Annotated in this window: 23 protein-coding genes; 15 read left to right on the top strand and 8 right to left on the bottom strand. The window is 64.4% G+C overall.

The window, feature by feature from the left end; all coding sequences use genetic code 11:
* Positions 1-137 precede the first annotated feature (137 nt).
* Positions 138-1,130, top strand: a complete 993-nt coding sequence (locus ASG39_RS13810; protein ID WP_062595505.1) for a BMP family ABC transporter substrate-binding protein — start codon at positions 138-140, stop codon at positions 1,128-1,130.
* A 71-nt stretch (positions 1,131-1,201) separates the two neighbouring features.
* Here ASG39_RS13810 and ASG39_RS13805 read toward each other — a convergent pair whose 3' ends face one another.
* Entirely contained in the window at positions 1,202-1,411 is a 210-nt protein-coding gene (locus tag ASG39_RS13805) for a SlyX family protein (RefSeq protein WP_062595626.1), read from the bottom strand.
* A gap of 232 nt (positions 1,412-1,643) precedes the next feature.
* On the opposite strand from ASG39_RS13805, the gene ASG39_RS13800 reads away from it, so the two are divergent.
* The 6 genes from ASG39_RS13800 (at position 1,644) to deoA (ending at position 7,874) form a co-directional block, all read left to right on the top strand.
* The gene (locus ASG39_RS13800) at positions 1,644-3,191 is read left to right on the top strand and encodes an ABC transporter ATP-binding protein (RefSeq protein ID WP_062595504.1); all 1,548 of its coding nucleotides are present in this window, start codon (positions 1,644-1,646) and stop codon (positions 3,189-3,191) included.
* Positions 3,188-4,321 carry an ABC transporter permease gene (locus ASG39_RS13795; RefSeq protein ID WP_062595503.1) on the top strand — a complete coding sequence of 378 codons (1,134 nt, stop codon included), beginning with the start codon at positions 3,188-3,190 and terminating at the stop codon, positions 4,319-4,321. The genes ASG39_RS13800 and ASG39_RS13795 overlap by 4 nt, the downstream gene beginning before the upstream one ends.
* 3 nt (positions 4,322-4,324) lie before the next feature.
* The gene (locus ASG39_RS13790; protein WP_062595502.1) at positions 4,325-5,296 is read left to right on the top strand and encodes an ABC transporter permease; all 972 of its coding nucleotides are present in this window, start codon (positions 4,325-4,327) and stop codon (positions 5,294-5,296) included.
* 4 nt (positions 5,297-5,300) lie between these two features.
* Entirely contained in the window at positions 5,301-5,693 is a 393-nt protein-coding gene (locus tag ASG39_RS13785; protein WP_082477234.1) for a cytidine deaminase, read from the top strand.
* Positions 5,694-5,779: 86 nt separating this feature from the next.
* A complete protein-coding gene (gene deoC / locus ASG39_RS13780; protein WP_062595500.1) occupies positions 5,780-6,556 on the top strand; it encodes a deoxyribose-phosphate aldolase in 777 nt (258 codons plus the stop codon).
* Positions 6,557-6,560: 4 nt separating this feature from the next.
* Positions 6,561-7,874, top strand: coding sequence for a thymidine phosphorylase (deoA, locus tag ASG39_RS13775; protein ID WP_062595499.1), 1,314 nt, complete (start codon positions 6,561-6,563; stop codon positions 7,872-7,874).
* Positions 7,875-7,876: 2 nt separating this feature from the next.
* Here deoA and ASG39_RS13770 read toward each other — a convergent pair whose 3' ends face one another.
* The 7 genes from ASG39_RS13770 to ASG39_RS13740 all read right to left on the bottom strand — a co-directional run bounded on the left by ASG39_RS13770 (position 7,877) and on the right by ASG39_RS13740 (position 13,388).
* Positions 7,877-8,410, bottom strand: a complete 534-nt coding sequence (locus tag ASG39_RS13770; protein ID WP_062595498.1) for a TIGR02281 family clan AA aspartic protease — start codon at positions 8,408-8,410, stop codon at positions 7,877-7,879.
* A 114-nt stretch (positions 8,411-8,524) separates the two neighbouring features.
* Entirely contained in the window at positions 8,525-9,154 is a 630-nt protein-coding gene (gene upp / locus ASG39_RS13765; RefSeq protein WP_062595497.1) for a uracil phosphoribosyltransferase, read from the bottom strand.
* Positions 9,155-9,277: 123 nt separating this feature from the next.
* Positions 9,278-10,246, bottom strand: a complete 969-nt coding sequence (locus ASG39_RS13760; protein WP_062595496.1) for an adenosine deaminase — start codon at positions 10,244-10,246, stop codon at positions 9,278-9,280.
* Entirely contained in the window at positions 10,243-11,460 is a 1,218-nt protein-coding gene (locus ASG39_RS13755; protein WP_244481227.1) for a phosphopentomutase, read from the bottom strand. Before ASG39_RS13755 ends, ASG39_RS13760 begins: the two co-directional genes overlap by 4 nt.
* A gap of 163 nt (positions 11,461-11,623) precedes the next feature.
* Positions 11,624-12,226 (bottom strand): TadE/TadG family type IV pilus assembly protein, encoded by a 603-nt coding sequence (locus ASG39_RS13750; RefSeq protein ID WP_062595494.1) that lies wholly within the window; start codon positions 12,224-12,226, stop codon positions 11,624-11,626.
* Between the two features lies 1 nt (position 12,227).
* Positions 12,228-12,830: a TadE/TadG family type IV pilus assembly protein gene (locus ASG39_RS13745; protein WP_062595493.1), complete on the bottom strand. Its 603-nt coding sequence runs from the start codon at positions 12,828-12,830 to the stop codon at positions 12,228-12,230.
* Positions 12,831-12,950: 120 nt separating this feature from the next.
* Positions 12,951-13,388, bottom strand: a complete 438-nt coding sequence (locus ASG39_RS13740) for a pilus assembly protein N-terminal domain-containing protein (protein WP_082477233.1) — start codon at positions 13,386-13,388, stop codon at positions 12,951-12,953.
* 247 nt (positions 13,389-13,635) lie between these two features.
* On the opposite strand from ASG39_RS13740, the gene ASG39_RS13735 reads away from it, so the two are divergent.
* From ASG39_RS13735 to ASG39_RS13700, 8 genes are all read left to right on the top strand, one after another.
* Positions 13,636-13,812, top strand: a complete 177-nt coding sequence (locus ASG39_RS13735; RefSeq protein ID WP_062595492.1) for a Flp family type IVb pilin — start codon at positions 13,636-13,638, stop codon at positions 13,810-13,812.
* 139 nt (positions 13,813-13,951) lie between these two features.
* Positions 13,952-14,464: a prepilin peptidase gene (locus ASG39_RS13730; RefSeq protein WP_062595491.1), complete on the top strand. Its 513-nt coding sequence runs from the start codon at positions 13,952-13,954 to the stop codon at positions 14,462-14,464.
* Positions 14,465-14,606: 142 nt separating this feature from the next.
* Positions 14,607-15,419 carry a Flp pilus assembly protein CpaB gene (gene cpaB / locus ASG39_RS13725; RefSeq protein ID WP_062595490.1) on the top strand — a complete coding sequence of 271 codons (813 nt, stop codon included), beginning with the start codon at positions 14,607-14,609 and terminating at the stop codon, positions 15,417-15,419.
* A gap of 71 nt (positions 15,420-15,490) precedes the next feature.
* Positions 15,491-16,990, top strand: coding sequence for a type II and III secretion system protein family protein (locus tag ASG39_RS13720; RefSeq protein WP_156468150.1), 1,500 nt, complete (start codon positions 15,491-15,493; stop codon positions 16,988-16,990).
* A 57-nt stretch (positions 16,991-17,047) separates the two neighbouring features.
* A complete protein-coding gene (locus tag ASG39_RS13715) occupies positions 17,048-17,734 on the top strand; it encodes a CpaD family pilus assembly protein (RefSeq protein ID WP_062595488.1) in 687 nt (228 codons plus the stop codon).
* 27 nt (positions 17,735-17,761) lie between these two features.
* Complete coding sequence (locus ASG39_RS13710) at positions 17,762-19,051, top strand: CpaE family protein (protein WP_062595487.1); 1,290 nt, start codon at positions 17,762-17,764, stop codon at positions 19,049-19,051.
* A 46-nt stretch (positions 19,052-19,097) separates the two neighbouring features.
* Positions 19,098-20,558, top strand: a complete 1,461-nt coding sequence (locus ASG39_RS13705) for a CpaF family protein (protein WP_062595486.1) — start codon at positions 19,098-19,100, stop codon at positions 20,556-20,558.
* Between the two features lie 4 nt (positions 20,559-20,562).
* A complete protein-coding gene (locus ASG39_RS13700) occupies positions 20,563-21,573 on the top strand; it encodes a type II secretion system F family protein (RefSeq protein ID WP_062595485.1) in 1,011 nt (336 codons plus the stop codon).
* Positions 21,574-21,579 lie beyond the last annotated feature (6 nt).

Below are 21,579 nucleotides of genomic sequence, written 5' to 3'. Positions count from 1 at the left end.
TTTTCTAAAAGCCCGTGCAAGGATACACCTCAACCAAGCCCGCCCTCAAGCGCGGCCGGTTCCGCAGACATGCTTCCGATATAAGAGAAGCGTGCGGGAGGACCCAGAAAACACATGGTAACAAACAGGGCTGCACAATGAAGAAAACCCTCCTCGGTCTCCTTGCTTTCTCGATGATGTCGGCCACGGCGCTGGCTGCCGACATCAAGCCGGCGGTCATCTACGACCTCGGCGGCAAGTTCGATAAGTCCTTCAACGAATCCGCCTTCAACGGCGCCGAGAAGTTCAAGGCCGAAACCGGCATTGCCTATCGCGAATTCGAAATCGCCAACGACGCGCAGCGCGAACAGGCGCTCCGCCGCTTCGCCGGCGACGGCAACAACCCGATCGTCATGGCCGGCTTCTCCTGGGCGGCCGCGCTCGAAAAGGTGGCTGCCGAATATCCCGACACCAAGTTCGCCATCATCGACATGGTCGTGGACAAGCCGAACGTGAAGTCGGTCGTCTTCAAGGAGCAGGAAGGGTCCTACCTCGTCGGCGTTCTCGCCGGCCTCGCCTCCAAGTCGAAGACCGTCTCCTTCATCGGCGGCATGGATATCCCCCTGATCCACAAGTTCGCCTGTGGCTATATCGGCGGTGCCAAGTCCACCGGCGCCGACGTCAAGGTTCTCGAAGCCTATACCGGCACGACGCCGGAAGCCTGGAACGACCCGGTCAAGGGCGGTGAAATCGCCAAGTCGCAGTTCGACCAGGGCTCGGACGTCGTCTACCACGCCGCCGGCGGCACCGGTGTCGGCGTGCTCCAAGCGGCGGCAGATGCCGGCAAGCTCGGCATCGGCGTCGACTCGAACCAGAACGGCATGCAGCCCGGCAAGGTCCTGACCTCCATGCTGAAGCGTGTCGACGTGGCCGTCTATGACAGCTTCACGAGCGCCAAGAACGACGCGTTCAAGCCTGGCATCTCCAATCTCGGCCTGAAGGAAGACGGCGTCGGTTATGCCGTCGACGACAACAACAAGGCGCTGATCACCCCGGAAATGCAGACGGCCGTCGATAAGGCCAAGGCCGATATCATCGCCGGCACGATCCAGGTTCACGACTACATGACGGATGAAGCCTGCGCCTATTGAGATCTTCCACGATGCGGGAAGCGCGCTGTCGGCCCCTGCGGCCGGCGGTGCCTTTCCCGTGGCGCGGCATCTCAGTAATGCGGTGGTCGGGTGATGGCGGGGGCCTCCAGCGAGGTCTCTTCCAGCGTCAGGAACCGCTCGGTCAGGCGGTCGAGTTTCGTGCGGACCTGTTCCATGATCTTCCATTGATCGGCAAGCTGCTGCGACAGGTCCTCGATCGTGCGGGCCTGATGCGCGATCGTTTCCTCAATGGTCGTCATCCGCGTCTCTTCGCTCGTCATGATCGTCATCCTCTCTTTGTCACTGGCGGATTGTCTGCCGTCGTTATAGAGGGTCCGCCCGGCGGAACGTCAAACGCGAAACGGTCGATCCGCCGATTTAGCGCTTTCGATCGTCATGATCGATGTTAGCCTCGACCACCCGCTTTCCTCAAGCGGACGGTCGGACAATCAAGCAAGCACCCGGCGGCATGGCCTGCCGACAACGGGTGCCGGGAACGGGGATGCGGCTGCCATGAGCGATATCGCGATTGAGCTTCGGGGCATCGACAAGAGCTTCGGCCCTGTCCACGCCAACAAACAGATCGATCTCGTCGTCCGCAAGGGCACGATCCACGGGATCATCGGCGAAAACGGCGCCGGCAAATCGACCCTGATGTCGATCCTCTACGGCTTCTACCAGGCCGATCACGGCGAGATCCTCGTCGATGGCAAGGTGCTGACGATCAAGGACCCGAACGCGGCGATCGCCAGCGGTATCGGCATGGTGCACCAGCATTTCATGCTGGTCGAAAACTTCACCGTGCTCGAAAACGTCATGCTCGGTGCCGAGGACAGCCAGGTGCTGAACGCCTCGATCTCCAAGGCCCGCATCGAGCTGAAGCGCCTGGAGAAGGAATACGCGCTGGAGGTCAATCCCGATGCCGTCATCGAGGAACTTCCCGTCGGCCTGCAGCAGCGCGTGGAAATCCTCAAGGCCCTCTATCGCAAGGCCGATATCCTCATCCTCGACGAGCCGACCGGCGTTCTGACGCCGCCGGAAGCCGATCACCTGTTCCGCATCCTCGAACAGCTGAAGAACCAGGGCAAGACGATCATCCTGATCACCCACAAGCTGCGCGAGATCATGGCCGTCACCGATGCGGTCTCCGTCATGCGGCGCGGCCAAATGGTCGCGACGCGCGAGACGGACAAGACCTCCGTCGAGGAGCTTGCCGAGCTGATGGTCGGGCGGCGCGTCCTGCTGCGGGTCGAAAAGGGCGAGGCGCGTCCCGGCGACGTCAAGCTTTCGGTGCGCAACCTCACGGTTCGCGATGGTCGCGGCGTCACAATGGTCGATAACGTGTCCTTCGATCTGCGCGCCGGTGAGATCGTCGGCATCGCCGGCGTCGCGGGCAACGGCCAGTCCGAGCTGCTCGAAGCCATTGCCGGCATCCGCCGCGCCACCGGCGGCACGGTCGAGCTCAACGGCTCCACCGTCGATGTCACCGGTCTTGCGGACCCGGCGGAGCTGCGCACCCGCGGCCTCGCCCATGTGCCGGAAGACCGCCATCACGTCGGGCTGGTGCTCAAGTTCGAGGAAAGCGAAAACGCCATCCTCGGCTACCATCGCGATCCCGCCTACAAGAAGGGTGCCCTGCTCGATATCGCCGCCATGCGCGCGGATGCCGAGGACAAGATCGCCCAATATGACATTCGCCCGCCGAACCCCCGCCTGAAGACGGCCAACTTCTCGGGCGGTAATCAGCAGAAGATCGTGCTGGCCCGCGAGATGGAGCGCAATCCGGACGTGCTGATCATCGGCCAGCCCACCCGCGGCGTCGATGTCGGCGCCATCGAGTTCATTCACAAACGGATCATCGAGATGCGCGATCAGGGCAAGGCGGTTCTGCTCGTCTCGGTGGAGCTGGACGAGATTCGCGCTCTGTCGGACCGTATCCTCGTCATGTTCGCCGGACGCGTGGTCGGCGAGCGGACGTCGGATGCCGACGAGGGCGATCTCGGCCTGTTGATGGCCGGCGTCGAAAACCGCGCCAAAACGGGCATGGAGGCCGCGCAGTGAGCAATCCTTACGCCAAATTGCCCGGCTGGGCCGAATACGGGCTCATCCCGCTCATCAATCTCGTCGTCGCCTTCCTCGTCGCCGGCCTCGTCGTGCTGCTCGTCGGCGAGAATCCGCTGGAGGCCGCCTATCACCTGATCAACGGCGCTTTCGGACGCGGCGAATATATCGGCTTCACGCTTTACTATGCCACGACCTTCATCTTCACGGGCCTGGCCGTCGCGGTCGCCTCCCATGCCGGCCTCTTCAACATCGGTGGCGAAGGCCAAGCTTACGTTGGCGGCATCGGCGTGGCGCTCGTCTGCCTCTGGCTCGATCGCCTCATGCCCTGGTATGTCGTCTTCCCACTGGCAATCCTCGGCTCCGCCGCCTTCGGGGCCATGTGGGCCTTCCTGCCCGGCTGGCTGCAGGCCAAGCGCGGCAGCCATATCGTCATCACCACCATCATGTTCAATTTCATCGCCTCGAGCCTGATGGTCTACCTCCTGACCCGGGTCCTGAAGCCGCTCGGCTCCATGGCGCCGCAGACCCGCACCTTCGAGGCCGGCGGGCAGTTGCCGAAGCTCGACTGGCTGCTCGGCATTTTCGGTCTCGACATCGGCAACGCGCCGTTCAACATCTCCTTCCTCCTCGCGCTGCTGGCCGCCTTCGGCTGCTGGCTGCTGATCTGGCGCACGCGGCTCGGCTACGAGATGCGCGTCATGGGCCACAGTCCGTCGGCCGCCCGCTATGCCGGCATCAAGGATGCGCGCATCACGGTCATCGCCATGATGATTTCGGGCGGGCTCTGCGGCATGATGGCGCTGAACCCGATCATGGGCGAGCAGTTCCGCATGCAGCTCGATTTCGTGCAGGGCGCCGGCTTCGTCGGCATCGCGGTCGCGCTCATGGGCCGCTCGCACCCGGCCGGCATCATTCCCGCCGCCATCCTCTTCGGCATGCTCTACCAGGGCGGCGCCGAGATCGCCTTCGAAATGCCGACCATCTCGCGCGACATGATCGTCATCATCCAGGGCCTCGTCATCCTCTTTGCCGGCGCGCTCGAAAACATGTTCCGCCCGGCGATCGGCCGCATCTTCGCCACCGTCGCCAGCAGCAGATCGGCCGCCGCCGCCGCCAAGGGAGCCTGATCCATGGATGTCTTTCACATGCTGGTGACGGTGCTCGAATCGACCATCCGCGTCTCCGTGCCCTTGATCTTCGCAGCGCTGGGCGGGCTCTTCACCGAGCGTGCCGGCGTCTTCGACATCGGGCTTGAGGGCAAGATGCTGGGTGCCGCCTTTGCCGCCGGAGCCGTTGCCGCCGTCACCGGCTCGGTCTGGGCCGGGCTGTTTGCCGCCATCCTCATCTCGGTCCTGCTGTCGCTGGTGCACGGCTATGCCTCGATCACCCAGCGCGGCAGCCAGATCGTCTCGGGCGTCGCCATCAACTTCATCGTCTTCGGCTCCACCATCATTCTTGGCGAAGCCTGGTTCCGCCAGGGCGGACGCACGCCCGCTTTGGCGGGCGATGCGCGCTTCAGCACCATCACCTTCCCCTTCGCCGACGAGATCCGCCCGGTTCCGGTCATCGGGCCGATCTATGCGGATCTGATCTCCGGCCACTTCTTCCTCACCTATCTCGCCTTCGCCATGGTGCCGATCACCTGGTGGATCCTCTATCGCACCCGGTTCGGCCTGCGCCTGCGCGCCGTCGGCGAAAATCCGGGCGCGGTGGATACGGCCGGCATCTCGGTCGTCTGGATGCGCTATCGCGCCGTCATCTGCTGCGGCATTCTCGCCGGCCTCGGCGGCGCCTACCTGTCGCTTGCCATGACCGCCGGCTTCGTCAAGGGCATGACGGCGGGCAAGGGCTATATCGCGCTTGCCGCGCTGATCTTTGCCAAGTGGAAGCCGCTCAACGTCATGCTCGCCTGCCTGCTCTTCGGCTTCCTCGATGCGCTGGCCATCCGCCTGCAGGGCAATCCGCTGCCGCTGATCGGGCAGATCCCGGTGCAGCTCATGCAGGCGCTGCCCTATATTCTCACCGTCATCCTTCTCGCCGGGTTCATCGGCAAGGCCGTGCCGCCCAAGGCCGGCGGGGTGCCCTATGTCAAGGAGCGCTGATCCCATGGCGACCGATCTCTTCGAAGCCGCACGCAAGGCCATGGCGCTGGCGCACGCGCCCTATTCCAAATTCCCGGTGGGGGCGGCCATCCGCGCCGAGGACGGCACGATCTATGCCGGCGCCAACATCGAGAACCTCTCCTTTCCCGAGGGCTGGTGTGCCGAAACCACGGCGATCAGTCACATGATCATGGGCGGCGCCAGAAAGATCCTGGAAGTCGCCGTCATCGCCGAGAAGCTGCCGCTCTGCCCGCCCTGCGGCGGCTGCCGCCAGCGCCTGTCGGAATTTGCCGAAGCCGGCACGCCGATCTATCTCTGCGACGAGACCGGGGTGAAGAAGACGGTCGTCCTCTCCGACCTGCTGCCGCACTCCTTCGCCACCGATACGATCGGCTGATCTGGGTCTCCGGCTGCGATTGGCTTTGCCAAACCCCGGCAAAACCTCTACCGCATCAGGACCGAACCCGCCCAAGGGAGGCACCTATGACACTGGAAGCCAGCAACCGGCAGCTCGCCTCTCTTGCGCTGTCCCTGCTCGACTTGACCGATCTCAACGACGACTGCACGCCGGAGGCGATCGAGGCGCTGTGCGCCAAGGCCCGCACGCCGCACGGTCCCGTGGCCGCGATCTGCATCTGGCCGCGCTTCGTGCGCCAGGCACGCGAGATCCTCGGGCCTTCGAGCCCGGTGCACATCGCGACCGTCGTCAATTTTCCCTCGGGCGAGCTGAAAATCGAGGAGGTCGTTGCCGAAACCACCGGCGCGATTGCCGACGGTGCCGACGAGATCGACCTCGTCATTCCCTATCGCGCCCTGATGACCGGCGACGAGCAGGCGGTGCGCGATATGATCAGCGCCGTCCGCACGGCCTGCGGAGAGACGGTCCTCTTGAAGACCATTCTGGAGACCGGCGAATTGAAGGAGCGCGGGCTGATCCGCAACGCCTCTCACCTCGCCATCCAGGAAGGGGCCGATTTCATCAAGACCTCCACCGGCAAGGTCGCCGTCAATGCGACGCTGGAGGCGGCCGACATCATGCTGACCGCCATTCGCGAAAGCGGACGCCATGTCGGCTTCAAGCCGGCCGGCGGTGTGAAGACCGTGGCGGACGCCCGGCTCTATCTGACGCTCGCCGCCACCATTCACGGCCCGGACTGGCTGATGCCCTCGACCTTCCGCTTCGGCGCGTCGGGTCTGCTGGCCGATATCCTCTCGGTCATCGAGGGGCGCGAGTCCCTTGCCGCACCCGCGGCGTATTGAGGCGATGATCCCGCAGGAGATCATCCGCCGCAAACGCGATCGCCTCGCCCTCGATCCCGGTGACATCGCGGCCTTCGTGGCCGGGATCGCCGATGGCGCCATTGCCGACGCCCAGGTGGCAGCCTTCGCCATGGCGACATGGTTCTCCGGCATGACCAGCGCCGAAACGGTGGCGCTCACGCTTGCCATGCGCGACAGCGGCACGGTGCTCGACTATCGCGCGCTCGGGCGGCCCATCGCCGACAAGCACTCGACGGGCGGCGTCGGCGACAATGTCTCGCTCATGCTCGCGCCGATCCTTGCAGCCTGCGGCCTCGTCGTGCCCATGATCTCCGGCCGCGGCCTCGGCCATACCGGCGGCACGCTGGACAAGCTCGAATCCATTCCCGGCTATGATATCGCGCCCTCGCCGGAGACCCTGCGCCATGTCGTGGAAACCGTCGGCTGCGCCATCATCGGGCAGACGGCCAATCTCGCGCCGGCCGATCGCCGGCTCTACGCCATCCGCGACATCACCGCGACCGTGGATTCGGTGCCGCTGATCACCGCGTCCATCCTGTCGAAGAAGCTGGCCGCCGGCCTCGGCTCCCTCGTGCTCGACGTCAAGGTCGGCAGCGGCGCGTTCATGGCCTCGCAGGGCGAAGCCGAGATCCTCGCGCGCGCGCTGGTCGATGTCGCCAATGGCGCCGGCCTGCGCACGACGGCCTTGATCACCGACATGAGCGAGCCGCTGGCGGATGCTGTCGGAAATTCGCTCGAAATCCTCAATTGCCTCGCCTTCCTGCGTGGCGAAAAGCAGGGCTCGCGGCTGGAGCAGGTGGTGATGGCGCTCGCCTCCGAAATGTTGCTCGTTGCCGGCGTCACGTCGGGTCCGGTCGAAAGCCAGGATGCGGCGCGGCGGGCGCTCGAGAGCGGCGCGGCGCTCGACACCTTTGGCCGCATGGTTTCGGCACTGGGTGGACCTGCGGATTTCGTGGAGCGCCCGGAAGCCTATCTGGTGAGCGCCCCCGTTGCCCGGCCCGTTGTTGCCGAACGCGCCGGTGTTCTCGCGACCTGCGACGCACGCGCGATCGGAATGGCCGTGATTGCGCTCGGGGGTGGGCGCACCCGCGCCGACCAGTCGATCGACCACAGCGTCGGCTTTTCCGACATCCTGCCGCTCGGAACCCGTGTGGATGCGGGGCAGATCGTGGCGAACGTCCACGCCGCCGATGACGCTGCCGCAGACGAGGCGACGGCCGCTTTCATAGCCGCCTATACGATCGAAGACGGCGCTTCCGCCCCGCGTCCGATCATCCTGTCGCGCCTGACCGCCTGACGTCAGCGCCTGAGACGCAAGGCTCCGTCCTCCACGGCGAAGGACGAGAGGCGGTTGAGGAAGCTCATGCCGACCAGGGTCCCCGAAAGGGCGGCATCCGGCAGCACCATCGCCTGCACGTTGTCCACGGCGATGCTGCCGATCTTGACGCGCTTCAGCGTTACCGAAGCCGCCTTCGCCAGGCCGTTCGCGGTGGTGACCGAGATGGAATAGTCGAGCGTCGAGAGCGAAAGGCCGATCCGCCGTGCGGTGGTCTCGTTGAGCGCGACGACGGTCGCACCCGTATCGATCAGGCCGTGCACGCTCCGGCCGTTCAGTTCGAGGGTGGCATCGAAATGCCCGCCCGGTCCGGCCGGAAGCACGACTTCGCGCGCGCCGGAAGCGGCCGGGATCGCGGCGCGATCGCCTGACATGCGCGCGCTCGACGCGGAGGGTTCCGCCGTCGCCGTCCGGTCGAGATAGCGGCCGGTGACCATGGGCAGGGTATAGGCGCAAAGACAGGCAAGGCCGGCCATCATCAGCGCGCGGCTCAGCATGCCCGCAACTCCCGAACGAAAGGACGATGGTCCCTGTCTACCGCGCGGGATGTTTAAAAACCGGCAAAGACGGCGCTGTCCGCACCGTCTCTTGAGGCTGAGAGTTAACGGATCTTACTTCGTTCCGTACATCCGGTCGCCCGCGTCGCCGAGGCCGGGCATGATATAGCCCTTCTCGTTGAGATGGCTGTCGATCGCGGCGGTGAAGATCGGCACGTCGGGATGGACGGCGTGAAAATTGGCGATGCCTTCGGGGGCGGCGAGAAGGCACAGGAACCGCAGGTTCACGGCGCCGCGCTCCTTCAGCTTGTCGATCGCGGCGATCGAGGAATTGCCGGTCGCCAGCATCGGATCGACGACGATCACCAGCCGCTCCGCCATGTTCTCCGGCGCCTTGAAATAATACTCGACGGCTTCCAGCGTCTCATGGTCGCGATAGACGCCGACATGCGAGACGCGGGCGGAGGGCACCAGTTCCAGCATGCCTTCGAGAAGGCCGTTGCCGGCCCGCAGGATCGAGGCGAACACCAGCTTCTTGCCTTCGAGCACCGGCGCTTCGATCTGCTGCATCGGCGTTTCGATGGTCTCCATCGTCAGTTCCAGATCGCGCGTCACCTCGTAGCAGAGGAGGGTGGAGATCTCGCGCAGCAGCCGCCGAAAACCCGCGGTCGAGGTTTCCTTCTTGCGCATGATCGTCAGCTTGTGCTGGACGAGCGGATGGTCGATGACGGTAACGCTGGTCATGCTGGAAGCCTTTTGCCGCGACGTATGGGTGCCCTCCTTTTTCCACGGAAAGACCCGCCGCCGCAAGTCCGCCGCGCCGCCGTCCCCAACCGATCGGGCGTCGATCGGGTGTCCGGCGGAAGCTCAGAGCTTCGAAAGCAGCGTGGCGCGCGTGTCCTCGTCGACGAAGGCCGCTTCGATGGCGGTGCGGGTCATGGCATCGATCTCGTCGTCACCAAACCCCATGACCTCAGAGGCGATCTCGTATTCCTGGGCGAGCGACGTATGGAAGAAGGGTGGGTCGTCCGCATTCAGCGTGACACGGCACCCGGAATCGCGCAGCGCCCGCAACGGGTGGGCATGGAAGCCGGGAAAGACGCCGAGCGCGATGTTGGACCCGGGGCAGGTTTCCAGCACCACGCCGTCCGCCGCGATCCGCCGGACGAGATCGGCATCCTCGATCGCGCGCACGCCATGGCTGATGCGCGACGGCCTGACGATGTCGAGCGCATCGCGCACGCTTTCCGCCCCGGCCATCTCGCCGGCATGGATGGTGAGGCCGAGCCCCGCATCGCGGGCGATGTCGTAGGCGCGCGCGAAATCCGCGACCCGGTACATCCGTTCCTCACCCGCCAGATTGAAGCCGGTAACGAGCGGATGATCCCGCCGGGCGGCGTAGAGCGCGGTCCGCTCGGCCGGCTCTGCGCCCAGATGCCGGATGATGGTGATGATCATCCGGCCCTCGATGCCGGTCTTCGCCTTGGCCGCCTCGATGCCCGCTGCAAGCCCGCGGAGATAGGCATCCGCGCCGATGCCGATCGTGTTGCCGTGGTCGGGCGACACGATGATCTCGCTGTAGATCGTGCCGGCCGCACTAAGATCGGTCAGATAGGTTTCCGCCAGCAGGGCGTAGTCTTCCTCCGTGCGAAACAGCGAGGCGACACGATCATAGCAGACGATGAAGGCGCTGAAATCGCTCCAGACATAGGACCCGTCCTCGATCAGCCCAGAGACGTCGACGCCGTATTTTTGCGCCTGTGCCAAGGCAAGGGCTGGCGGTGCCGCCCCTTCGATATGGCAGTGCAGTTCGGCTTTCTTCAGGTGCAGCGTCACAGGAAACTCCTTCCATGGTGGCCGGGTGCGATGCCGAGGTGCGTGGCCACCGTCTCGCCGATCCCGGCAAAGCCCGGGATGATGCCGATCGAGCGGCTCGCGACACCGGGGCCGAAGAGCAGCACGGGCACGCGCTCGCGCGTATGGTCGGTGCCGCGCCAGGTCGGGTCGCAGCCATGGTCGCCGGTAAGGATGACGATATCCCCCGGCTGCAGCACCGCATCGAGGTCGGGCAGTCGGCGGTCGAAGGCCTCGAGGGCCGCCGCATAGCCCGCCACATCGCGGCGATGTCCGTAGAGCATGTCGAAATCGACGAAATTCGTGAACACGAGGTCGCCGTCTTCGGCCTCGGTGATCGCCCTCAGGCTGGCGTCGAACAGCGCCTCGTTGCCGTTCGCCTTGATCGAGCGGCCGATGCCCTGATGCGCGAAGATATCGGCGATCTTGCCGACCGCGTGCACCGTGCGGCCGGCCGCCGTCAGCCGGTCGAGCAGCGTCGGCTCCGGCGGCAGCACGGAATAGTCGCGCCGGTTTCCGGTGCGGGTGAAGTCCTGCGCGCTCCGGCCGACAAAAGGCCGTGCGATCACCCGCCCGATATTGGCATCGTCCAACAGTCGGCGAACCGTCTGGCAGAAGGCCAGCAGGCGTTCCAGGCCAAAGCTCTCCTCATGCGCGGCGATCTGGAAGACGGAGTCCGACGAGGTGTAGCAGATCGGCTTTCCCGTACGCACATGCTCTTCGCCGAGCCGCGCGACGATGTCGGTTCCCGAGGCATGGCAGTTGCCGAGAATGCCGGGCACATCGCCCGCCGCGCAGATCCGTGCGACCAGCTCTTCCGGAAAGGCGTCGCCCTCGCTCGGGAAATAGCCCCAGTCGAACCGCACCGGCGTTCCCGCGATCTCCCAATGGCCCGAGGGCGTGTCTTTCCCGCGCGAGACCTCTTCGGCCGCGCCATGGACGCCATCGACGGTTTCTGGAAGGGTGACGCCGGCCGGAATGCTGCCGCTCGAAAGCCGTGCTGCATGGTAAAGCCCGCGTGCCGCCAGGTTGGGAAGGGTGAGCGGGCCGCTGCGCAGCCCTTGCCGGTCGGCGGCCCCGGCAGCGCAGAATTCGGCGATGTGTCCGAGCGTATCGGCACCCGCATCGCCGAACGCGGCCGCATCCGGCGCGCCGCCGATGCCGAGGGAATCCAGAACGAAGAGAAAAGCCCGCACGCCCCGCAGTCTCCTGAACGATTGGCCGCTTGAGGTCGGCGCCATGGGATCGGCACCTGAACCGGGCCGACATTGGCGGCAAGAGATACGCTTCGCCTTACCCTTTTGCAAACCGGCCGATGGCGAGGCGACGCGGCGAGGGAGGGCGGTGGAGCGGACGGGACTACCTGCAGAGCGAGCAGCTGATCCCGAGGCCGACACGCTGGCGGTAGTAATAGCTCTCCGACAGGTTCAGGATCTGGACGGAATTTGCCTTGACGCCGGGCGGCGTCAACAGCACCAGCTCGTAGGGCACGGAGAATTCCGCGCGCACGACGAAGGTGTTGAGCACGGTGAGGTCCGTGGGAACGGCAACGAGGGCGTTGACCGCATAGGGCGTTCCCCCCTTTTCGTCGCGCGACCAGGCGACCGTGCCGACGCCCGGCGCCGTCACACGGATGCCGGAGACCTTGAGCGCATATTTGCCGACTGGAAAGGGTGCCATGATGCTGAGCGCGACATTCTTCATGCCGTCGAGTTCGCTCGGCGTCACTTCCGTCTTCTGACTGAGAATATCGGCGACGGTGCCGGTCGCCTGGGACACCTTCTGCGACATGTTGAAACCGACCGAAAGCTCGAACGCGCCGAGATAGATCATCAGGAGGATCGGCGCGATCAGCGCGAACTCGATGCCGCTCGTCCCCCGGCGATCGCGGGCAAGCCGGCGGAGCCGTGAGAGAAGGCATGGAGTGATGCTGCGGCTTTGGCTGCGGTCTGCGCCGTCCATATCAATACTTCTCGTTCATGAAGGCGGCGGTCGTCGCCATCAGATAGTCGTTCGGCATGGACGTGCCGGCCGCGCGCAGATTGGTGACATAGGGCCGGACGAGATCGGTTACGACGGTCCAGCGGTAATAGGCACGGATCAGGTTGATCGATCCGGGGCCGCCGGGCGCGTAGGTGAAGCCGGTCGTGTCGAGATCGGTGCCCTTGCGCGGAATGGCGGTCGGGATGTCGCCGAAGCTTGCATAGCTGCGCACGTCGATCAGAAGCTTCGACGGTGTTCCGGGCTCGGTCGCCGAGCAGCTCAGCATGGCCGTCAGCTCGCTGCAGAAGGCACTGCGAAACTGGGTCTGGCTCATATTGACGGGCAACAGGCCGGTGCGGATCTTGCGGGCCATGGTCTGCGTCGCATTGGCAAGGATCTGCTCGCCGGTAAAGGCGACGAAGGTCTCGATCGAGGCGAAGATGACCATCATGAAGGGGATGACGAGAATGGCGAACTCGATGGCGGCCGCGCCCTTGCGATCGCGCGCAAAGCGACCGGCAAGGGTCCGGCGTGCCGGTGCCGTCCTCAAATCCGCGTCGTCGTCCCGTTTGGTAAGCGCCATTGTACCCGCCATGTTCTGCGTGAATGGCAGCTTACCGGGAAAGCGTTTCGACTTCGTAACGTCGAGACGACATATTGCTCTAAAGAGGGTGCGAAAAGGCCCGCATGGGGCAGGGAGCGTTTACTTTTTCGTCTGCTCTTCGCAGCTCGGCGTGCAGGTGAGAATGGCACGCGCGGTGGAGCGATAGACGCGCAGCGTGTTGCCTTCGTCCGTCGAGACGAGGATGCGCTGATCGACGATCGGATTGTCGTTCTGGTCGAGAATGACGATGTTGGTCGTTCCCACGGACTTACCGGTCAAGACGATGGTCTGGGCGTCGGCAACGGTCGCATCGGCGATCTCGGCACTGCCGATGATCACGCGGCTGACGCTGCGATCGAGTTTGAGAACCCTTGCGTGGTTGAGATAGACGTTCATCAGCGCCGCATCCTGCGCCATCGCCGCCCCCGTGTAGAGGAAGCCCGCAAGGCAGGTCGCAACCCCCAGAATCCCGCTGCGGCGAGCCTGGTCGAGGCCCTGTTTGGACGAGAGAAGGCGAAGGGGCGAGATGAAAGCCATGGCGGTGCAGGATCCGGTGATGCCGATGCGCCACCATCCTCGCTTTTGGTGAATGAAGCCTTAAAGGCCCGCGACACGCGTGCCTTGGCGGGCGACAGGCGGCGGAGAATTTTCCCGCCATTTACCGCGTGGTAACGATTTTCTTTAAGTCGCTCGAAATATGCGTTGTGTAAGTTGTTTGTAACCGGCCGGCAGAGACATGTCGGAGGGAGTGCTGAACACGGAACAGTGAAGTAGGAGAAATGACATGACTGCAATTTTCGCACGTTTCCTCAAGGATGAGTCCGGCGCGACCGCAATCGAATACGGCCTGATCGCATCGCTGATCGCCCTGGCAATCGTTGCCGGCGCAACGACGCTCGGGACCCAGATCAACACGGCCTTCGGCAACATTGCCACGAAGCTCGGCAATTCGACCAAGTAAGTCTGCTTTGCAGAACGAACGATGGCTGCCCGAACAGGCGGCCATTTTTCGTTTGCGCGCTTGGATGCAGTCTCGTGCGGTCGACTTTGCAATTCCTTAAGCTGAAGCCTGTAGAGGTGAGGCTCGTTTGGAGCAAGACATGGTTCAGGCTGCGATTTTCGTCATTTTTCCGTTGTGCCTGGCCTTTGCCGCCTGCTCCGACTTTCTCTCCATGACGATTCCCAACCGGGTCTCCGCCATTCTGCTCGGAGCCTTCGTCGTGATCGCGCCTCTGGCTGGTCTCGATATGACGGCGATCGGTCTGCATCTTGCCGCAGGGTTGAGCGTTTTCATCGTCTGCTTCGCGCTGTTCGCCCTGAACGTCATGGGCGGCGGCGATGCCAAGCTTCTGACCGCGAGCGCCGTCTGGTTCGGCTGGAATGCGAGCCTTCTGACCTTCCTGGTGGCCGTATCCTTTCTGGGCGGCGTCCTGGTATTCGCCATTCTGCTACTGCGCAGCCGGGAAAACTTCATCCTCGCCTACCGCATTCCGGTTCCCGAACAACTGTTCCACGGCTCCAAGGTGCCCTATGGCGTCGCCATCGGCTGCGGCGCCTTCCTGACCTTCCCGGACTCGCCCCTGATGCAACTGGCGCTGGCGCAACTTCGCTGAACTGTCGGAAACCGAACATCACTCTTCGCTCAGCGTCGATCTTAACACCTTGTTAAGTATAAATGGTTTGGTTTCGTTAACCTTACTTATACCTTTACGCCGTAGCCTTTCCCAATGATCAGGGGAAGGGTTCGGTAATTCCATGAAACCGGCGCGCATTTTCATTTTGGCAGTTGCGGTCGTTTCGGCCGGCCTTGCCGGCCTGCTGGCGATGAGCATCACCGGCCCGACCGTCATCGAGCAGTCGGAGCCTGTCGTCGAGCGCGAGCCCACCGTCAACGTCCTCGTCATGGCCAAGAGCCTTCCGGTCGGCTCGCGTCTCAGTGCGGATACGATCCGCTGGATGGCCTGGCCGAAGGACGGCATCGTCGATGGCTTCATCACCGACGAAGCCCGCCCGGATGCCGTGACCCAGCTGCAGGGCTCCGTCGTGCGCCTGCCGCTTCTCAATGGCGAGCCGGTTCGCGCCGAAAAGATCGCCGATGCCTCCGGCCGTATCCTCTCCTCCATTCTTCCGGCCGGAAAGCGCGCCGTTGCGACCGAAATCACCGTGGCCACGGGCGCCGGCGGTTTCATCCTGCCGAACGACCGCGTCGATGTGATCATGGTCCGCAAGGGTGAAGGTAAGGCATTCAATACGGAAACCGTGCTGAGCAACGTCCGCATCCTCGCCGTCGATCAGCAGATCGAGGAAAAGGACGACGGCTCCAAGACCGTCATCGGCACGACCGCAACCCTCGAGCTGACGCCCGACCAGTCCAAGGTCCTCGCCGTCGCCCAGCAGATGGCCGATCGCCTGTCGCTCGCTCTGCGCTCGGTCGCCGATGCGCAGGAGCCCGACACCATCGGTGCCGATTACCTGCTCTCCGGCGGCAGCCGCCCGGCCGTCCAGCTGATCAAATCCGGCTCCATCGTCTCCTCAGACGGCGAGACCAAGACGGGAGCGATGCAATAATGGCCAGCCGAGGAAAGACCTCCATGACCTTCGGGAAGACGCTGCGCGCTCCGCTTTCCGGCGCGCTCGCCATGGCCCTGGCCCTCACCGCCGCGCCGGTCATGCCGGGCTTTGCCGGCGTCGCTCTGGCGGCAGACAGCGCGCTGGTGCGCATCGTCGACAGCGGTCCCGGCGTCAAGAAGACCATCAAGCTCGGCCTCAACAAGGCCGTCGTCATCGACCTGCCGACGGATGCGCATGATATTCTCGTCGCCGACCCGTCGCTTGCCGATGCGGTGACGCGCACCTCCCGCCGCATCTATCTCTTCGGCAAGTCCGTCGGGCAGACCAATATCTTCATCTTCGGGGCCAATGGCGAGGAAATCGTCAGCCTCGATCTGGAAATCGAGCGCGACGTCTCGACGCTCGAATCCAATCTGCGGCGCTACCTGCCGGACTCCGACATCAACGTCGAGATCGTCTCGGACAATATCGTGCTCACCGGCTCGGTCCGCACGCCGCTCGATTCGACGCGCGTGGTGGAACTGGCGCAGGCCTTCCTCCAGGGCGGCGAGGCGACGACCCGCAACATCACCGCGCAGGGCACCAATGGCGATGCCGACATCTATGCGGAAGACCGCCAGAAATCCAAGATCGTCAACCTCCTGACGATCGACGGCGAAGACCAGGTCATGTTGAAGGTCACGGTCGCCGAAGTCTCGCGCCAGATCCTGAAGCAGCTCGGCTTCTCCGGTGCCGTGAGGGGCAAGAACGCTGAGATCTCGTTCCAGAATCCCGCCAATCTGGGCAATGCCATCAATCCCGCCTCGTCCCTCATCACGGGCAGCATCGCCAATGGTGCCGTCGGGCTCGCCAGCTACATCAATGCGATGGAGCAGGCCGGTGTCATGCGGACGCTGGCAGAGCCGAGCCTGACGGCCATTTCGGGAAAGAGCGCCAAGTTCTTCGTCGGTGGCGACTATCGCATCCCGGCCGGTCAGGAAGTCACCGAAGAGGAAGACAAGACGACCGGGCTGGTGAAGCCTGTCCTGGAACGCAAGGTCGAAACGGTCGAATACGGCGTCGAGCTGAACTTCAAGCCGGTCGTTCTCGGCCCGGGACGGATCGCGCTCGACATCGAGACCAACGTGTCGGAGCCGACCTTCGAGGGCAGCGTCGTCAGCGGCACCTATCCCCGCATCCCCGGCCAGAACTACATGTCGATCCGTAAGCGCGAGGCATCGACCAGCGTCGAGCTTCCCTCCGGCGGCTCCATCGTCATCGGCGGCCTCGTGCAGGACAATATCCGCCAGGCGATTTCCGGCGTCCCCGGATTTGCCAAGATCCCGATCTTCGGCACGCTGTTCCGCTCGCGCGATTTCCAGCGCAACGAAACGGAACTGGTCATCATCGCCACGCCCTATCTCGTGCGTCCCGTCGCCCGCAACCAGATCTCGCGGCCCGACGACAATTTCAATCCGTCTGCGGATCTTCCCGGCTTCTTCCTCGGCGAAGTCAATCGTCTCTACGGCAATCGGGGTGCGCAGCCGGTCGGTCAATATCACGGCAATGTCGGCTTCATTTACAAATAGGCGGGGACGGACATGACTTCATCCAGTGCACTCCCCAGTTTCGAAAGGCGTTCGGCCATGCCGTCCCCCATCCGCATTGCCCGTATCGCTCTTCTCAGCCTCGGCATCGCGGCAAGCCTTGCGGCCTGTGCGAAGCGCGACGACCTGTCGACGGGCGCCATTCCCGATGACTATCGCACCCGGCATCCGATCGTCGTCGGCGAAAGCGAACGGTCGATCGACATCCCCATCGCCTCCGGCGACCGCCGGCTGCCGGTCGGCACGCGCCAGGTCATCAAGGGTTTTGCCCAGACCTATCGCGGCTCGGCCAATGGCGTCGTCCAGATCATGCTGCCCAGCGGCTCCCGCAACGGCGCCGCGGTCGAGGCCGTGCGCCCCGACATTCGCGCGCTCCTGGTCCAGATGGGTGTTCCGGCGAACCGGCTTCTGGAAACCCGTTACGATGCGGCCGCCAGCGGCGATGCAGCACCCGTGCGCCTCAGCTTCACGGCGATCACCGCCTCCACGGAGCCCTGCGGCGCCTGGCCGGAGGACCTCGTCAAGGACACGACGCAGAACCGCAACTGGAGCAATTTCGGCTGCGCCAGCCAGGCGAACCTTGCCGCCCAACTTGCCAATCCCATGGATCTTCTCGGCCCCCAGGCGCAATCGCCCATCGATGCGGCCCGGCGCGGTCAGGTCATCAGCGACTATCGGGGCCTGTCGGCGACCCCGAACACCACGATTTCCATCACGACCAACTGACGCAGCGAACGCGTCGCGGGGCACCACATGAGCGCCATAGATTACAAGATCGAGAGCCTGAGCGGCGGCGCGGCGGCCCCGGCCGACATCGTCCTGCCGCAGGATATCGAACACCTGCGTCCGCTGCCCCGCATCTCCATCCACGCCTTCTGCGAAACAGAGGCCGTGCAGCGCAGCCTCGAGCGCTGCGGGCAGGACCGGCGCATGGCAAAGGTCGGCTTCCGCATCAACAGCGGCAATATGGCCGCGGCCGCCAACATGTTCTCGACCATGCCGACGCCCAACCTCATCATCCTCGAAACGGCCTCCGAACCGGGCGCCCTGATGCAGGAACTCGCGCCGCTCGCGCAGGTCTGCGATCCCAGCACCAAAGTCATCCTGATCGGCCGCTACAACGATATCGGCCTCTACCGGGAGCTGATCCGCAACGGCATTTCCGAATATCTCGTGGCGCCCGTCGCCATGGCGGATCTGATGGGCGCGATCTCCTCGATCTTCGTCGATCCCGAGGCCGAGCCTCTGGGCCGCAGCATCGCCTTCATCGGGGCAAAGGGCGGCGTCGGCTCCTCGACGCTCGCGCACAATTGCGCCTGGGGCATCTCCCACCTCTTCTCCACCGAGACCGTCCTTGCCGATCTCGATCTGCCCTATGGTACCGCCAACATCAATTTCGACCAGGACCCGCCGCAGGGCGTGGCCGAGGCGGTGTTCTCGCCGGAACGCCTCGACGAGGTCTTCCTCGACCGGCTGCTCACCAAATGCTCCGAGCATCTCTCTTTGCTCGCGGCCCCGTCCATGCTCGACCGCGCCTATGATTTCGACGGCAATGCCTTCCAGGCGCTGGCCGAAATCCTGCAGCGCAACGCGCCGGTGTCGGTCCTCGACGTGCCGCACACCTGGAACGCCTGGACGCGCAACGTCGTCGGCGAGGCGGACGAGCTCGTCATCACCGCCGTTCCCGATCTCGCCAATCTGCGCAACGCCAAGAACCTGTTCGACAGCATCCGCAAGCTGCGCCCGAACGACAAGGCGCCGCATCTGGTGCTCAATCAGGTCGGCATGCCCAAGCGGCCGGAAATCCCGGTCAGCGATTTCTGCGAATCGCTCGAAGTCGAGGCGGCGGCGATCATTCCCTTCGATGCGGTGCTGTTCGGTTCTGCGGCCAACAGCGGACGCATGATCGCGGAGACCGACAAGAAGGCGCCGACGGCCGAGATCTTCTCCCAGCTCGCGCATCTGCTGACGGGCCGGGTCACCGCCAAGAAACCGAAGAAGGCCGGCCTCGGCATGGTGCTCGGCCTTCTCGGGCGCGGCTGAGGACCCTGAGGGAATGCGACGATGAGACGGAACCAGGTGAACAGCCATGTTTGGTAAGCGCGGAAACGACAGCACCGGCCGGATACAGAGCCCGCCGCCCGCCCTGGCGTCGGCGGCCACGGCCGTTCTGGAGCGACCGGCAGCCCCGGTTCTGCCGGAGAGCGCCCGCGATGCGGCGGCCCTCGTTCGCCAGCCGTCGCCACCCGCTCCCCGCAAGCGCGCGCCGCGCACCGACGATTATTACGACACCAAGGCGCAGGTCTTCTCGGCGCTGATCGACACGATCGATCTGTCGCAGCTCGCCAAGCTCGACGGCGAGAGCGCGCGCGAGGAAATCCGCGATATCGTCAACGATATCATCACGATCAAGAACTTCGCGATGTCGATCTCCGAGCAGGAGGAGCTGCTCGAGGATATCTGCAACGACGTGCTCGGCTACGGGCCGCTCGAGCCGCTGCTCGCCCGCGACGATATCGCCGACATCATGGTCAACGGTGCCGGGCAGACCTTCATCGAAGTCAACGGCAAGACCATCGAGAGCGACGTCCGCTTCCGCGACAATGCCCAGCTTTTGTCGATCTGCCAGCGCATCGTCTCCCAGGTCGGCCGCCGCGTCGATGAAAGCTCGCCGATCTGCGACGCGCGTCTTCCGGACGGCTCGCGTGTCAACGTCATCGCCCCGCCACTGGCCATCGATGGCGCCGCGCTCACCATCCGCAAGTTCAAGAAGGACAAGCTCAAGCTCGACCAGCTCGTGCGGTTCGGCGCGATCACGCCGGAAGGCGCCGTTCTCCTGCAGATCATCGGACGCGTCCGCTGCAATGTCGTCATCTCCGGCGGCACGGGTTCCGGCAAGACGACGCTGCTCAATTGCCTCACCGGCTATATCGATGCCGACGAGCGCGTCATCACCTGCGAGGACACCGCCGAACTCCAGCTGCAGCAGCCGCATGTGGTGCGCCTGGAAACCCGCCCGCCCAATATCGAGGGTGAGGGCGAAATCACCATGCGCGACCTCATCAAGAACTGTCTCCGCATGCGGCCCGAACGCATCATCGTCGGCGAAGTCCGTGGCGCCGAGGTGTTCGACCTGCTCCAGGCCATGAACACCGGCCATGACGGCTCCATGGGCACGATCCACGCCAACACGCCGCGCGAATGCCTTGCCCGTATGGAATCGATGATCGCCATGGGCGGCTATACGCTGCCCGCCCGCACCGTGCGCGAGATCATCGCCGGGTCGATCGACGTGATCATCCAGGCGGCCCGACTGCGCGACGGGTCGCGACGCATCACCCACATCACCGAGGTGGTCGGCATGGAAGGCGACGTGATCATCACCCAGGACCTGATGCGCTACGAGATCGAGGGCGAGGACGCCGTCGGCAAGATCGTCGGACGCCACAAGGGCTCGGGCATCGGCCGGCCGCATTTCTGGGATCGCGCCCGCTATTTCAACGAGGACAAGCGTCTCGCCGCCACGCTCGACACTCTGAACAAGGAGTAGCGGGATGTTCGGTCTCGACCCGCAGATCATCGCCATCGCCGCTCTCGTTGCCGTGTCCGCGGCGGGCCTTGCCTATGGCTTCCTGTTCTCGCGCATTCAGGACGAGAAGAAGGCGGACGTCCGCTTTCGCAAGATCAAGGCGGCGGAGACGGACCGGGTCAATATCAAGGCCGCCCGCGATCGCATGAACGAGCTGTCCAAGCGCCGCAAGTCGGTGCAGGATTCGCTGAAGGATCTCCAGAAGAAGCAGAAGGAAAAGTCCGAGCGGGCCAAGCCGCCGATCAAGGTGCGGCTGACACAGGCCGGGCTTTCCCTTTCGATCACCCGGTTCTACGTCTTCAGCGGCATCTTCGGCTTCGTCGCCTTCGTGACAGCACTCGTCGTCGGCGGGTCCCTGCTGATTGCCGCCGGCGTCGCCATCTTTGCCTCGCTCGGCCTGCCGCGCTGGGTCGTCGGCTATCTGGTGAACCGGCGCTGCAAGAAGTTCATCGAGGAGTTTCCGAACTCCCTCGAGGTCATGGTGCGGTCCATCAAGTCCGGCCTGCCGCTCAGCGACGCCATCCGCTTGATCTCCAGCGACGGACAGGAGCCGGTCAAGACGGAATTCCGCCGCGTCATCGAGGCGCAGGGCGTCGGCATGACCGTCCCGGAGGCCTGCGCCCGCATGATCAACACGGTGCCGCTGCAGGAGGTCAACTTCTTCTCGGTGGTCATCACCATCCAGTCCCAGGCCGGCGGCAACCTGTCGGAGGCCCTGACCAACCTGGCCAAGGTGCTGCGCGAACGGCGCAAGATGAAGGCGAAGGTCCAGGCGCTGTCGATGGAAGCCAAGGCGTCTGCCTGCATCATCGGCGCGCTGCCCTTCATCGTCACGCTGCTCGTCTACCTCAGTTCGCCCGCCTACATCATGGTGCTGTTCACCGATCCGCGCGGCCATCTGATCATGGGGCTTTCCGGAATCTGGATGAGTATGGGCGTCCTTGTCATGCGGCAGATGATCAACTTCGATATGTAGGGATTT

The organism is Rhizobium sp. Leaf371, assembly GCF_001424045.1.
GTDB lineage: Bacteria > Pseudomonadota > Alphaproteobacteria > Rhizobiales > Rhizobiaceae > Ferranicluibacter.
This window is presented reverse-complemented; position numbering and strand designations above follow the sequence as displayed.